Genomic DNA, 13,469 nt, shown 5'->3' with positions numbered 1-13,469 from the left:
GCGGGTGTCACGACCCGATCGTGAAGATGAAGTTCCAGGTCCCAGCCGCCACCGCCGCACCGATCGTGACGGCAGCGGCGATGATCGCACCGGCGACGAGGGCTCCGTCGCGGGGATGGAATGTCGAGACCCGCGCCCACGTGCGGTTCTGCGCACCGAAGCCGCGGCCCTCCATCGCCATCGCCAGCCGGGTGCCGCGCCGGATCGCCTGCACGAGCAGTGCGAACGAGGTCTGGAAGAACCCGCCGATCCGGGCGAACACGTTCCCGCCGGCCACACCTCGGGCCCGGCGCGCCTGCGCAAGCGTCTGCCATTCGGCGATGAACAGGGTCACGAGCCGGGCGGCGGCGAGTGCCGCGAGCACGAAGGTCGCCGGCAGCCGCAGGTGCTGGATGAGGCTGTCGGCCAGGTCGGTCGGGTCGATCGTCGCGATGAGCATGACCGCCGGCAGCGCGAGCGCGAGCGCGCGCAGCGCCACCGCAGCACCCATCGTCAGCGAGTCGCTGGTGAGCAGCAGAGGGCCGGCATCGACGATGACGGTGCCGGTCTTCTGCGACAGCAGCGCGGTGCCCCAGCCGGCCATGAGCGCGGCCAGCGGCAGGAACCACAGCCGCTTGACGAGCACGGCCAGGTCGAGGCCGGTGAGCGGCAGCATGAGGATGACGAGTCCGAGCATGACCGCGGCGGAGACGACGTCGATGCTGAGCACGACCGCGATGGCGAGCACTGCACCGGCGGCGAGCTTGGCGACTGGATTGCAGCGCACGAGCGGGGTCTCCCGGACGACGGGGACGAGGAGGTCGGCGTTCATGCGCGCACCGCCTGTCCGCGGCCGAAGAGCATCCGCTCAGCGGCGATCGCCTGGAGGAACTCCGCATCATGGCTGACGGTCAGCATCGCGGTGCCGGCGTCGAGCAGCTCGCAGCTGAGCGCCGCGAGCTCCCGCCACGTGTTCGCATCCTGGCCGAAGGTCGGTTCGTCGATGATGAGCACCGGCGGGCGGGTCGCCATCATGCACGCCACCGACAGCCGCCGCTTCTCCCCACCGGAGAGCGTGTGCGGATGCGCATGCGCCAGCCGGGTCAGCCGCAGGCGTTCGAGCAGCTCGGCCACCCGCGCCTCGGTTTCGGCTTGGGCACAACCGGCCTGGCGCGGACCCAGCCGCAGCTCATCGGCGACCGTGGTCGTGAGGAACTGATGCTCCGGCTCCTGGAACACCGTGCCGATCCGGGCGACGAGGTCAGCCGCCGGCCACCGGTGCGGGTCGTCGCGGCGGGGCGCCCCGCGCCCGAGGTCGAGCAGCCGCGGCGTGGCCCGCACCCTCCCAGCACGGGCAGGCAGCAGGCCGCCGAGGGTGAGCGCGGTCGTCGACTTGCCAGCGCCGTTGTGCCCGACGAGTGCGAGCGCCTGGCCTTCGGCGAGGTCGACGCTGAGGTCACTGACGGCGACCGGGCCACGGCGGGAGCGGGCGACGGCGAGCTTCTCGGCCTCCAGCAGCACCGCACCCGCCGGCCGCGGGACGCGCGGCTGGGGGAGTGCGGCACCAGGCAGCCAGACCCCAGCGCCAGCCAGGATGCCGCGCAGCGCCGGGTCGTGCAGCACCGCATCGGGCGCACCGTCGGCGACCAGCCCGGACTCGCCGAGCACGATGATCCGGTCGACGTGATCGGCCCAGATGTCGACCCGGTGTTCGACGATGAGCAGGGTCGCACCAGAGGCGGCCTGCGCGTCGAGAACCGCCTGGCACACCTCGGGAACGGCGGCCGGATCGATGTTGGCCGTCGGCTCGTCGAGCACCATGAGCCCGGGAGCCATGGCGAGCACGCCGGCCAGAGCAAGGCGCTGCTTCTGCCCGCCGGACAGCGCCGACGTCGGATGATCCCACGGCAGATCGAGGCCGACGGTGGACAGCGCCTTGCGGGCGCGGGCGGGCATCGCGGCCGGGTCGACGCCGGTGTTCTCCATCCCGAAGCACACATCGTCGCCGAGCCGGGCGAGCACCACCTGCGCGTCCGGGTCCTGCAGGACGAGCCCGGTGGTGCCCGAGGTGGGATCCGGTGGGCGGCCGCCGACGAGCAGCTCGCCGGTCCGGTACCCGGACTCGGCCGGCAGGACTCCTGCGATCGCATGCAGCAGCGTCGACTTCCCAGCCCCTGAGGAGCCGAGCAGCAGGACGCGCTCACCGGCCTCGATGCGCAGGTCGATGTCGCTGACAGCGGCGCGCTTGCGCCCGGAGTGCCGCCAGCCGAAGCCGCGGGCGAGGACGTCGACGCCGCGGGTCGCGGCGGCCATCAGACTTCTCGCGCGCTGCGTCCGGACGCGAAGGCGCCCAGCGCACCGGTGCGGGCGATCGCCTTGAGCGCGAACCACGAGACGAGGCCGGCGAGCACCATGCCGGAGATGCCGGCGAAGACGGTGTAGAGCGCCTTGTGCTCAAACGTCCAGGCGGCGTTGTAGAGGATGTTCTCGCCGATCGCCAGCGACAGCCCGGCACCCAGGCCGGCGAGCAGCGTGGCGATGAAGGTGTAGCGGCGGTAGCGTAGCGAGGCGAAGATGATCTCAGCGCCGAAGCCCTGGATGAGCCCGGAGACGATGACCATGAGCCCGAAGTAGTTGCCCGGCACCGCCGAGACAATCGCAGCGAGCACCTCGACGTACAGCGCTGCACCGGGCTTGCGGATGATGAGCCCGCCGAGCACGCCGCCGAGCACCCACACGCCGGTCAGCAGTCCCTTCGTCGGCGGGTAGAGGGCCTGGAACGGGGCGCTGATCGTCTCCCAGGAGTTCGACCAGGCCCAGAACACGATGCCGATCGCGACGGCGAGCACGGAGGCGACGACAATGTCGACGACCCTCCAGCGCATCGTCGCCGGAACTCCGGCAGGCATGTTGTTGGGTTCGTGATGGGTGTGGCGGGTCTGGACGTCAGACATCGCAAATCCTCCTTCAATCAGGCAAGGAGGGGTGAAGAGACTCGACTTCCTCCGGCGGTATGAACCGCGTCAGGTTCGAGGGTCTGCAACTGTGCACTCTCAGCGCTCCTCATGAGCGCTCCCCTGTCGTCGCGTCTACGGTAGCAGACCCATGTACGCCAGGGCGGCTTTGACGATGTGCTCCTGTCCGTGGTTCATCTCCGCCACGATGTCCTCGCGCAGTGCTTCGTCCGGGGTCAGCCAGTCGAGGCTGAGCGCATCCTGGCGCGGTGTGCACTCACCCTGCACCGGCAGGATGTAGCACAGGGCGATCGCATGCTGGCGCGGATCGTGAAGCTTGGAGGCACCTTCGGTCGGGAAGTACTCGGCGACGTGGAACGGGTTGAGCGAGCTCGGCAGCGACGGAAACGCCAGCGGCCCGAGGTCCTTCTCGGCATGGCGCATGAGCGCATCGCGCAGGGTCTCGTGGAAGCGCACCCGCCCGCCGATCACCTCGCGCACGAGCGAGCCGTCATCGCCGGTGCGCAGCAGCAGCCCGACCTTCTCCGGCACACCGTGGTCGTCGAGCAGCACCGGCACCGCATTGATGTAGGCCATCGGCAGGCGTCTGCGCAGCCGGGCCAGCTCATCGGGTTCGAGCCAGTTCTCATCGAAAGCCAAAGCGGTGCGTGTCATAGTCCCATGGTTCCACACGGGCTCTGGTCAGGCCAGACTCCAGGCGCATGTCCGCAGGAGCGGGAAGCGTGAACCGCCGGGGCTGCGATAGGTTCGGGGCATGAGCGATGACATGAACGAGCAGCCCACCGGCGCCGACCAGCATCTCGCCGACGAGATCAGCGCCCACTACCACCCGATCGCCATGACCCTCTTCGGCCTCCTGGACGCCGAGGACCAGATCGACCAGCCCGAATCGCAGGCTGTCGACGCCGCCCAGATCGCCGAGGTGTCGGTCGTGGCCGCCGCGCTGCGGATCTGGCACTGGGTCGCCTCCGGTCCGAACGCGCAGCGCCCGGCCGCCGAGACCGGCGAGCTGAGCGGTGAGGAGCTCGCCGCTGTCGCCGAACTCGCCGGACTCGAAGAGGCCGGTGGCGCCAAGACGCTGGCTGAGCTGCCGCTGACCGAGCGGGCCTGGGCGACGCTGCTGCTGACCGGCATGCTCGAACAGGCCGGGTCTGAGTCGGTGACCGTCGGCCTGCCCGAGCTGTTCGGCCCCGTCGCCGAGGCGGTGGCTGCCGGCCGTGCGATCGAGCCCAGTGACGAGCAGGCCGGGGCGCTCGCCCGCTGGCTCAGCGTCTGGGCGCTCGCCGCGGCGAACCACTGGCAGCAGGTCAACACCCAGGTCACCGGCGCCGGTGACCTCGATATCCCGCTGTTCTCGACCCTGGCGATGTACCTCGGTGCCGGCGGGCGGGTGAGCCTGCCCGAATCCGAGCAGATCCACGCTGTGCTCGAGACCGACGAGCGGCTCAAGGCCCACACCGCCGAGTTCTTCCGGCTCCTCGGCTACGCCCCGGAGACGATCTCCGGGGAGAGCTTCGCCCATGTCGTGCTCGCCGGCACGTCTGAGACCCTGCTGCGGATCCTCGGCGACTGGCGCTCCGGCGGCGTGCTCATCGACGCCGGAGACAGCAAGCTCCGGGCGCATCCGGGAGCCCGGCTGTCGCTCATCACCCTCGTCTCGATCATCCAGGGCACCGGACAGCCGGCAGAGGACTGAACCGGCAGGGCATCAGCGCAGGCCAGCGGGCTGGCCGCGCAGCTGGGACGGGACCCGGTGAGCGAGGCCACATGTGCGCGTGGCATCCTAGAGAACGTACGGCGTTTGTGCTGCCCCTGCTCATGTTTTATCTTGATATCAAGATAAAGTGTGGCGTGGCGCTCAGCCCGCGCCGCTCATACAGTTGAATGCAGCCCGCGAACACCTCGGGCCCTGACGGTCAGCGTCGCCGACACCTCGGCTGCCGACGTCGAGATAAGGAGAATCTCCATGATCAACCATGAAGTCCGCACGTATAAGAGCTCGGAAAACCTCCCCCGCGAAGATCAGCTGGCCTGGAAGATCGCAGAAGTCGCATCCGATCCCGTCGCCGTCGAAGCCGACGTGACCGACATGGTCATCAACCGCATCATCGACAACGCCGCCGTCGCCGCCGCCTCGGTCCGCCGTGACGCACCGACCCACGCCCGCGAGCAGGCGCTGCCGCACAAGTCCAAGCCCGGCGCCACCGTGTTCGGCCAGCCGCTCGACGACACCGTCTCCCCGGAATGGGCCGCCTGGGCCAACGGCGTGGCCGTGCGCGAGCTCGACTTCCACGACACCTTCCTCGCCAAGGACTACTCGCACCCCGGTGACAACATCCCGGCCATCCTCGCTGTCGCCCAGCACCTCGGCGTCGACGGCAAGGACCTCGTCAACGGCATCGCCACCGGCTACGAGATCCAGGTCGACCTCGTCAAGGGCATCTGCCTGCACGAGCACAAGATCGACCACGTCGCCCACCTCGGCCCCTCTGCCGCAGCCGGCATCGGTGCGATGCTGCACCTGCCGACCGAGGTGACCTTCCAGGCCGTGCAGCAGGCACTGCACGTCACCACCGCCACCCGCCAGTCCCGCAAGGGCGAGATCTCCTCGTGGAAGGCCCACGCACCGGCATTCGCCGCCAAGATGGCCGTCGAGGCCGTCGACCGCGCGATGCGCGGCGAAGGCGCCCCGAGCCCGATCTACGAAGGCGAGGACGGCTTCATCGCCTGGATCCTCTCCGGCCCCGAGGCCCGCTACACCGTGCCGCTGCCCGAGAAGGGCGAAGCCAAGCGCGCGATCCTCGACACCTACACCAAGGAGCACTCGGCTGAGTACCAGGCCCAGGCGCTCATCGACCTCGCCCGCAAGATGGGCAAGGAGATCGACGATCTGACCAAGATCAAGAAGATCGTCATCCACACCTCGCACCACACCCACAACGTCATCGGCACCGGCGCCAACGACCCTCAGAAGATGGACCCGAAGGCCTCCCGCGAGACGCTGGACCACTCGATCATGTACATCTTCGCCGTCGCCATGGAGGACCAGGGCTGGCACCACGAGGACTCCTACGCTCCCGAGCGCGCCGCCCGTCCCGAGACCGTCGCGCTGTGGCACAAGATCGAGACCACCGAAGATCCCGAGTGGACCCGCCGCTACCACTCGACCGACCCCGACGAGATGGCCTTCGGCGGCCGCGTTGAGATCGAGTTCGAGGACGGCTCGACGATGGTCGACGAGATCGCCGTCGCCGACGCCCACCCGAATGGTGCGCGCCCGTTCGTCCGCGAGAACTACGTCGAGAAGTTCCGCACCCTGGCCAAGGGCATCATCGCCGACGAGGAGCAGGACCGCTTCCTCGACCTCGTCCAGCGCCTGCCGGAGCTGTCTGCCGATGAGGTCCGCGAACTGTCCTTCGTCGTCGAGGGCCTCGAACACACCGGATCGAAGGGAATCTTCTGATGCTCGGCGCCACAACACCAGCAGCTCAGCGCCGCCAGCGGTTCCGTGAACTGCTCGCCGGCAGCGAGATCGTCCAGTTCCCGGGCGCGATCAACCCGATCAACGCCCAGATCATCGAGCAGCTCGGCTTCGAAGGCGTCTACATCTCCGGCGGTGCGTTCTCCGCAGCGCAGGGCCTGCCCGACATCGGGCTCACGACGCTGACCGAGGTCGTCGCCCACGGCCGCAACATCTCGCGGGTGACGAACCTGCCGACCTTCATCGACGCCGACACCGGCTGGGGCGAGGCGATGAACGTCGCCCGCACCGTCCAGGAGTTCGAGGACGCAGGCCTGGCGGGCATGCACCTGGAGGACCAGGTCAACCCCAAGCGCTGCGGCCACCTCGACGGCAAGGAGGTCGTGAGCACCTCCGAGATGGTCAAGCGGATCTCCGCGGCCGTCAAGGGCCGCCGGGATGAGAACTTCGTCATCTGCGCCCGCACCGACGCCCGCGCCGGTGAGGGCCTGGATGCCGCGATCGACCGGGCGAAGGCCTACGCCGACGCCGGCGCGGATCTCATCTTCCCCGAGGCCATGCGGGACCTGTCAGAATTCGAGACCTTCGCCTCGGCGGTGGACGTCCCGATCCTGGCCAATATGACCGAATTCGGCAAGAGCGAGCTGTTCACCACCGAACAGCTCGCCGGTGCCGGCGTGCGGCTCGTCATCTACCCGGTGACGACGCTGCGCATCGCGATGGGCGCCATCAAGCGCGGACTCGAGACGATCCGCGCCGAAGGCACCCAGGAAAGCATCGTCGAGGGCATGCAGACGCGTGCCGACCTGTACGAGACCATCGACTACGGTGCGTACAACGACTTCGATGCAGACATCTTCAACTTCTCACAGGAGGGTCACCAGTGACCGAGAACGACATCAAGAAGGGCCTGGCAGGCGTCGTCGTCGACACCACGGCTGTCTCCAAGGTCGTCCAGGAGACCAACTCGCTGACCTACCGCGGTTACCCCGTCCAGGAGCTGGCCGCCAACTGCACCTTCGAGGAGGTCGCCTACCTCATCTGGAACGGTGAGCTGCCGACCAAGGACCAGCTGGCCGAGTTCACCGAGCGTGAGCGCTCCCAGCGCCAGGTCGATGACAAGCTCGTCGACCTCATCCTCGGCCTGCCGAAGGACTGCCACCCGATGCACGTCGTGCAAACCGCCGTCGCCTACCTCGGCGCCGTCGACCCGGAGGCAGACGTCGAAGGCGAGGGGGCCAACCGCGCCAAGTCCGAGCGCCTCTACGCACAGCTGCCGACGATCGTCGCCATCGACCACCGCCGCCGCCACGGCCTCGACCCGGTCGCCCCGACGACCGACCTGTCCTACGCCGCGAACTTCTTCAAAATGGTCTTCGACGAAGTCCCGGCCGAAGAGGTCGTGCGCTGCTTCGACATCTCGATGATCCTCTACGCCGAGCACTCCTTCAACGCCTCGACGTTCACCGCCCGCGTCATCACCTCGACGACGTCCGACCTGTACTCGGCCGTCGCCGGTGCTGTCGGTGCACTCAAGGGACCGCTGCACGGCGGCGCCAACGAGGCCGTCATGGCGATGCTCGAAGAGGTCGGCACCGCCGACAAGGCCTCGGCATGGATCGACAACGCCCTGGCCAACAAGCAGAAGATCATGGGCTTCGGACACCGCGTCTACAAGAACGGCGACTCGCGCGTGCCCACCATGCGCGCCGCCTTCGAGGACATGGTCCAGGCCAAGGGAGCAGACGACCTGCTCGCCCTCTACAACGCCTTCGAAGAGGACTTCGTGTCCCGCAAGGGCATCTACCCCAACCTCGACTACCCGTCGGGACCGGCCTACCACCTCATGGGCTTCGACACCGAGCAGTTCACGCCGATCTTCGTGATGGCCCGCATCACCGGCTGGACCGCCCACATCATGGAGCAGCAGGCCAACAACGCACTCATCCGCCCGCTCTCGGCCTACAGCGGCGAAGAGCAGCGCGAAGTCCCGGCAGACCGCGGCTGACATGAGCGTGCTGGACCAGCTGCGCCGGTCCATCGAGAGCATCGAGGGTTTCGGCTTCACCGTCACCGGTGGAGTCGGGACCCTCGTCCTCGATCGGCCCGAGAAGCGCAACGCCCTCTCCCGCCGGATGTGGAAGGCCCTGCCGGGGATCCTTGCGGCCATCGATGCTGCTGAGGAGATCGACGTCCTCATCCTCACGGGTGCTGGCGGGCACTTCTCGGCAGGCTCCGACATCCATGACCTCAATGTGCCGTTGGCGGACTTCTGGGAGACGAACTCCGCGGCCGAGGCGGCACTCGCCTCGGTCTCGATTCCCACCATCGCCGCGATCGAGGGCAATTGCGTGGGCGGCGGCACCGAGCTTGCGGCCGCCTGCGATGTGCGGGTGGCAGCACCCGGCACCATCTACGGGGTGACAGCCGCGAAGCTCGGGCTCGTCTACCCGCCGGGGCCCACCAAGCGGCTGGCGGCGATCATCGGCGATGCATGGGCGAAGTACTTCCTGCTCACCGCCGAGATCATCGACTTCGACCAGGCCGTCAACCTCGGCTTCATCCACACCGTCTCCGACCACCCGCTGGAGACGGCCCGGGAGATCGCTGCGACGATCGCCAGCCGCTCGCCGCTGTCCCAGACCGGGGCCAAGCGAATCCTCTCAGGCGAGGTGCCCGACGTCTCTGACGGTTCGTGGCTGGCTGAGGCGTATGCCACCGAGATCGTCGAAGGGCAGGAAGCGTTCTTCGCCAAGCGCCGGCCCGACTTCTCGTTCACCCGCCAGGACTGGCAGGACTGACCCGCTCCCGAGGCGATTCTCCCGTCCCGGCCGACGCCCCCGCATCCGTGCGGGGGCGTTCTTGTATCTCCTCGCGTTGAATGGTTTACTAGTTGAGTAGCTAACCAAGGAGGAAGATCGATGATCGAAGAAGGCCGCGCGCTGTTCCTGCAGATCGCAGAGAACATCGAGAACACCATCGTTGACGGCTCACTGGCCGAGGAGTCCCGGGCTCCGTCGACGAACGAGCTCGCCGCCTTCTACCGCGTCAACCCGGCCACCGCCGCCAAAGGGCTGACGGTGCTCGCCGACAAGGGCCTGCTGACCAAAAAGCGGGGGATCGGCATGTTCGTCACCGCCGGCGCCCGCGAGAAGCTGCGGGCCGAACGCCGCGCAGTCTTCGCCGAGCGCTACGTTGAGCCGCTGATGGTCGAAGCCGCCACCATCGGGCTCAACGCCGGTGAGGTCATCGCCATGGTCAAGGACCGCGCAACGTCGGTCGGAGCCCAGGCATGAACCCCGTCGTCAGCGTCCGCGACCTCGTCAAGACCTACCCGTCGGGCAATGCTCTCGACGGCGTGAGCTTCGACCTGGAACCCGGCGCCATCTACGGCTTCCTCGGCCGCAACGGCGCCGGCGAGTCGACGACCATGGCGATCCTCACCAGCCAGCTCTTCGCCACCTCGGGCACAGTGCGCGTCTTCGGCGAGGACCCCTATGAGAACCCGCGCGTGCTCGGCCGGATGTGCTTCGTGCGCGAGAACCAGAAGTACCCCGAATCGATGACCTCCGCCCAGGCGCTGCGCGCAGCCAGCCTCTTCTACCCCGGCTGGGACCACGACTTCGCCGAGCGCCTCGTCGCCGACTTCCGGCTGCCTCTCAAAACGAAGGTCAAGAAGCTCTCGCGCGGCCAGCTCTCGGCTGTCGGCGTCATCATCGGGCTGTGCTCACGCGCCGAGATCACCTTCTTCGACGAGCCCTACCTCGGACTCGACGCCGTGGCACGGCAGATCTTCTACGACCGCCTTATCGCCGACTACGCTGAGCACCCGCGCACCATCCTCATGTCCTCGCACCTCATCGATGAGATCGCCAGCCTTATTGAGCGCGTCCTCGTCATCGATGCCGGCCGCATCATCATGGACGAGACCGTCGAGGAGGCGACCTCGGCCGTCACGCGCGCCTCGGGACCCACTGCCGCACTCGACCGGCTCGCCCGCGGCCCCCGGGTACTCGAGCGCAGGACCATGGGCAGCGCCGGCGCGCTCGTCTTCCACGGCATCCCCAACGAGTCCGAGTCGGACCTGACCGCCCAGTCCGGCGTGCGCCTCGAACCAGTCGGGCTGCAGGAGTCGATCGTCCACCGCACTGCGGCCGCCGCCGCGGCGACCGGCCCCGAGCTGACCCCCTCCAGCATGGAAGGAGCACTGTCATGAGCCAGACCGTGCGCATCGTCAATGTCATCCGCCTGCAGTTCGTCAACCGGCAGCCGTTCCTGTGGGTGCCGCTCATGGTCTTCGGCTTCGCCATTGCGCTGTCCCTCGTCATCTACGCGATCATCCCCGAATCCGGGCCCAAGTACGGCGGGGCGAGCCAAGCGCCGATGTGGTCGTTCCTCTTCGTCGGCGTGTCGGCGATGACCCTGACCTTCCCGTTCTCCCAATCGGTGGGCCTGGCCCGCTGGGAGTTCTACCTCGGCAGCCTGGCAGCGGCGGCTGTCACCTCCGCCGTGCTGGCCACGGCGCTCGTCATCCAGGGCGTCATCGAACAGGTCACCGACGGCTACGGCATGGGCGGCTTCGTCGCCTACCTGCCGTGGGTGTGGGAATCGGGCTGGTGGAGCGCAAGGCTGACCTTCTTCGTCTTCACGCTCATGGCCTTCGTCCTCGGCTTCTGGGGTGCGACCGTGTTCAAGCGGTGGGGGATGACGGTGCTCGTCGCCGTCCTCGGCAGCCTTGGTCTCGCTCTCGCTGCTGTGCTGCTCGTCATCTCCCGCCGCGAAGCCTGGGGTGAGGTCATCGCCTGGTTCGCCACCGCCGGCTCCCTGCAGCTGACCGGCTGGCTTGCGCTGCTGACCGCCGTCCTCGCCGGCTTGTCCTACCTCACGCTGCGCCGCGCGGTGCCCTGAGCATGCGCATCGACTCGGCCGCCCGCGCCGCTCACATCCGGGCCAGCGGGCGGCCGGCGGCACCGGTTCCTGCTCCAGTGCCCCGTGCCCGAGGCGGAACCCGCCTGCGCAGATGGGCAGGTCGCCTTGTGCGACGGGCACCGGATGAGCGGAGAGCCATGTGACGGTAGGATGAACCCGTGCGCCTTGCAGTTCTCGATATCGGATCCAACAGCATCCACCTCCTCGTCGTGGATGCCCACGTCGGTGCCCCGCCGATGCCGGCCACCTCGCACAAAGAGGTGCTGCGCCTAGCCGAGCACCTCAAAGACGACGGATCGATCACCTCGTACGGCCAGCAGCGCCTCGTTGACTTCTGCAAGGAGTCGATCACGATCGCCGAAGAGCAGGGCTCCGAGCAGATCCTCGCGTTTGCCACCTCGGCGATCCGCAGCGCACCCAACGGCGATGAGACGATCGAGCGGATCCACCGGGAATCCGGGCTCACCCTCAACGTCATGAGCGGGGAGGAGGAAGCCCGCATCACCTTCCTCGCCGCCCGCCGCTGGTTCGGCTGGTCAGCCGGCAACATCCTGCTCCTCGACATCGGCGGCGGCTCCCTGGAGATCGCCGCCGGCACCGACGAATACCCCGACATCGCACTCTCCCTGCCGCTGGGGGCTGGGCGCATGCACAGCCGGTTCCTCTCAGCCGACCAGCCCAGTGAGGACGACATCGCAGCCCTGCGCCACCTGGCCCGCAAGGAGATCGGCCGGATCGCCGGTGACGTCAACCGCGTCGGCAAGCCGGAGAAGATCGTCGGCTCGTCGAAGACCTTCCGGTCCCTGGCCCGCATCGCCGGTGCCGCGCCGAGCGGCGACGGCATCTACGTGCCGCGCAAGCTGCAGCGCAAGGACATGTCCGGCATCATCGACACGCTCCTCTCACGCACCCCAGCGCAACGCGCCGAGCTGCCCGGCGTCTCCGTCGCCCGCTCCGGCCAGGTGCTCGCCGGCGCGATCGTCGCCGATGTCGCCTTCACGATCTTCGGCATCGAATCGATGAAGATCAGCCCCTGGGCGCTGCGCGAGGGCATCATCATGCGCAAGCTCGACCTGCTCGACTCCTCGGAGTCCGTGTCCATCCCGCGCGGCCGTCCGCTCGCCCTCGACCTGTAGGCCGCGTACTAGACTGGTCGGTGTGACACCGAGAGCATCGCGACCCCGACGGACGTTCCGCAAGGCGCTGACGACGCCGAACTCCGCGCGCGCGAACTCCCGCCGCCACCGCGAGTTCTTCGAACGTGTCCCGGTCTACGAGTTCGGCGTCAGACACGTCTCCGACCACCCGATCCGGCTGGGCCTGTCGACGTCCTCGGTCTATCCGATGACGGTCACCACCTGCTTCGACACCGCCGCACGTCTGGGCTACGAGGGCGTCGAGATCATGATCACCAACAGAGCCGAGACCCAGGACGTCGATTTCATCCGCTCTGAAGTCCAGCGCACCGGTCTGCCCGTTCTCTCGCTGCACGCCCCGACCCTGCTGTTCATGCCGCGGGTGATGACGAGCGATCACTGGGAGAAGCTGCGCATCACCTGTCGCATCGCAGCCCAAGTCGGCGCCCGCTCAGTCGTCCTCCACCCGCCGTTCCGCTGGCAGGGCGACTACGCCCGCAACTTCGTCACTGGGGTGCGTGAGATCAGCGAGGAGACCGGCATCACCCTGGCCGTGGAGAACATGTACCCGTGGCGGGCCGGCATCCGCGAGGTCCAGGTCTACCTGCCCGACTGGAACCCGATCGGCTACGACTACGACGCGGTCACCTTCGACTTCTCACACGCTGCGACCGCCGGGATGAACGCACTCGAAGCGGTGAAGGAGCTGTTTCCCAAGCTGCGCCAGATCCACCTGACCGACGGCGCCGGATCTCTCAAGGACGAGCACCTGGTGCCCGGTCGCGGCCATATGCCCGTCGCCGAGGCGCTGCAGTACTTGGCCAAGGAGAACTGGTCCGGCGATGTCATCGTCGAGGTCAACACCCGCTTCACCACCAGCTCCCGCAAGCGCGAGGAGATGCTCATCGAATCGCTCGAGTTCGCCAAGCGCCACCTCGGCCTGCGCGATTGAACCGAACCGACAGGAGG

General features: G+C 68.1%; 14 protein-coding genes and 1 riboswitch. Of the genes, 10 read left to right on the top strand and 4 right to left on the bottom strand.

Translation table 11 applies throughout. The features are described 5' to 3' along the window. Positions 1-7 precede the first annotated feature (7 nt). The 4 genes from M3C25_RS00420 to M3C25_RS00405 form a co-directional block, all read right to left on the bottom strand. Positions 8-811, bottom strand: a complete 804-nt coding sequence (locus M3C25_RS00420; protein ID WP_165884607.1) for an energy-coupling factor transporter transmembrane component T family protein — start codon at positions 809-811, stop codon at positions 8-10. Then, positions 808-2,292, bottom strand: coding sequence for an ABC transporter ATP-binding protein (locus M3C25_RS00415; protein ID WP_259844191.1), 1,485 nt, complete (start codon positions 2,290-2,292; stop codon positions 808-810). Before M3C25_RS00415 ends, M3C25_RS00420 begins: the two co-directional genes overlap by 4 nt. Further along, positions 2,292-2,933: an ECF transporter S component gene (locus tag M3C25_RS00410; RefSeq protein WP_257995052.1), complete on the bottom strand. Its 642-nt coding sequence runs from the start codon at positions 2,931-2,933 to the stop codon at positions 2,292-2,294. Before M3C25_RS00410 ends, M3C25_RS00415 begins: the two co-directional genes overlap by 1 nt. 29 nt (positions 2,934-2,962) lie before the next feature. Next, positions 2,963-3,068, bottom strand: a riboswitch (TPP riboswitch). Next, positions 3,069-3,608, bottom strand: a complete 540-nt coding sequence (locus tag M3C25_RS00405) for a DUF4916 domain-containing protein (protein ID WP_102161330.1) — start codon at positions 3,606-3,608, stop codon at positions 3,069-3,071. Between the two features lie 100 nt (positions 3,609-3,708). Here M3C25_RS00405 and M3C25_RS00400 point away from each other — a divergent pair, with 100 nt between their 5' ends. The 10 genes from M3C25_RS00400 (at position 3,709) to M3C25_RS00355 (ending at position 13,452) form a co-directional block, all read left to right on the top strand. Continuing rightward, complete coding sequence (locus M3C25_RS00400) at positions 3,709-4,650, top strand: hypothetical protein (protein ID WP_170273225.1); 942 nt, start codon at positions 3,709-3,711, stop codon at positions 4,648-4,650. Positions 4,651-4,920: 270 nt separating this feature from the next. Next, on the top strand, positions 4,921-6,417 hold the full coding sequence (locus tag M3C25_RS00395; RefSeq protein WP_217006953.1) for an MmgE/PrpD family protein: 1,497 nt from the start codon (positions 4,921-4,923) through the stop codon (positions 6,415-6,417). Beyond that, positions 6,417-7,322, top strand: coding sequence for a methylisocitrate lyase (gene prpB / locus M3C25_RS00390; RefSeq protein ID WP_165884613.1), 906 nt, complete (start codon positions 6,417-6,419; stop codon positions 7,320-7,322). Before M3C25_RS00395 ends, prpB begins: the two co-directional genes overlap by 1 nt. Further along, positions 7,319-8,443, top strand: coding sequence for a bifunctional 2-methylcitrate synthase/citrate synthase (locus M3C25_RS00385; RefSeq protein WP_259854503.1), 1,125 nt, complete (start codon positions 7,319-7,321; stop codon positions 8,441-8,443). Before prpB ends, M3C25_RS00385 begins: the two co-directional genes overlap by 4 nt. Position 8,444: 1 nt before the next feature. Next, positions 8,445-9,236 carry an enoyl-CoA hydratase/isomerase family protein gene (locus M3C25_RS00380; protein WP_102161340.1) on the top strand — a complete coding sequence of 264 codons (792 nt, stop codon included), beginning with the start codon at positions 8,445-8,447 and terminating at the stop codon, positions 9,234-9,236. A gap of 120 nt (positions 9,237-9,356) precedes the next feature. After that, complete coding sequence (locus M3C25_RS00375; protein WP_102161342.1) at positions 9,357-9,731, top strand: GntR family transcriptional regulator; 375 nt, start codon at positions 9,357-9,359, stop codon at positions 9,729-9,731. Next, positions 9,728-10,651: an ABC transporter ATP-binding protein gene (locus M3C25_RS00370; protein ID WP_259854502.1), complete on the top strand. Its 924-nt coding sequence runs from the start codon at positions 9,728-9,730 to the stop codon at positions 10,649-10,651. The genes M3C25_RS00375 and M3C25_RS00370 overlap by 4 nt, the downstream gene beginning before the upstream one ends. After that, complete coding sequence (locus M3C25_RS00365) at positions 10,648-11,343, top strand: hypothetical protein (RefSeq protein ID WP_259854500.1); 696 nt, start codon at positions 10,648-10,650, stop codon at positions 11,341-11,343. Before M3C25_RS00370 ends, M3C25_RS00365 begins: the two co-directional genes overlap by 4 nt. Before the next feature lie 179 nt (positions 11,344-11,522). Continuing rightward, entirely contained in the window at positions 11,523-12,500 is a 978-nt protein-coding gene (locus M3C25_RS00360; RefSeq protein ID WP_259854495.1) for a Ppx/GppA family phosphatase, read from the top strand. A 22-nt stretch (positions 12,501-12,522) separates the two neighbouring features. After that, complete coding sequence (locus tag M3C25_RS00355; RefSeq protein WP_259833880.1) at positions 12,523-13,452, top strand: sugar phosphate isomerase/epimerase family protein; 930 nt, start codon at positions 12,523-12,525, stop codon at positions 13,450-13,452. Positions 13,453-13,469 lie beyond the last annotated feature (17 nt).

Origin of the sequence: Brevibacterium luteolum, assembly GCF_025147615.1 — a bacterium.
Classification (GTDB): domain Bacteria; phylum Actinomycetota; class Actinomycetes; order Actinomycetales; family Brevibacteriaceae; genus Brevibacterium; species Brevibacterium luteolum.
Note: the sequence above shows the minus strand (reverse complement) of the source record. Positions and strands in the feature narration are given on the sequence as shown.

Coding starts and splice junctions, on each gene's coding strand:
- M3C25_RS00420 (WP_165884607.1), bottom strand. CDS start 811: ATGAACGCCGACCTCCTCGTCCCCGTCGTCCGGGAGACCCCGCTCGTG.
- M3C25_RS00415 (WP_259844191.1), bottom strand. CDS start 2,292: ATGGCCGCCGCGACCCGCGGCGTCGACGTCCTCGCCCGCGGCTTCGGC.
- M3C25_RS00410 (WP_257995052.1), bottom strand. CDS start 2,933: ATGTCTGACGTCCAGACCCGCCACACCCATCACGAACCCAACAACATG.
- M3C25_RS00405 (WP_102161330.1), bottom strand. CDS start 3,608: ATGACACGCACCGCTTTGGCTTTCGATGAGAACTGGCTCGAACCCGAT.
- M3C25_RS00400 (WP_170273225.1), top strand. CDS start 3,709: ATGAGCGATGACATGAACGAGCAGCCCACCGGCGCCGACCAGCATCTC.
- M3C25_RS00395 (WP_217006953.1), top strand. CDS start 4,921: ATGATCAACCATGAAGTCCGCACGTATAAGAGCTCGGAAAACCTCCCC.
- prpB (WP_165884613.1), top strand. CDS start 6,417: ATGCTCGGCGCCACAACACCAGCAGCTCAGCGCCGCCAGCGGTTCCGT.
- M3C25_RS00380 (WP_102161340.1), top strand. CDS start 8,445: ATGAGCGTGCTGGACCAGCTGCGCCGGTCCATCGAGAGCATCGAGGGT.
- M3C25_RS00375 (WP_102161342.1), top strand. CDS start 9,357: ATGATCGAAGAAGGCCGCGCGCTGTTCCTGCAGATCGCAGAGAACATC.
- M3C25_RS00370 (WP_259854502.1), top strand. CDS start 9,728: ATGAACCCCGTCGTCAGCGTCCGCGACCTCGTCAAGACCTACCCGTCG.
- M3C25_RS00365 (WP_259854500.1), top strand. CDS start 10,648: ATGAGCCAGACCGTGCGCATCGTCAATGTCATCCGCCTGCAGTTCGTC.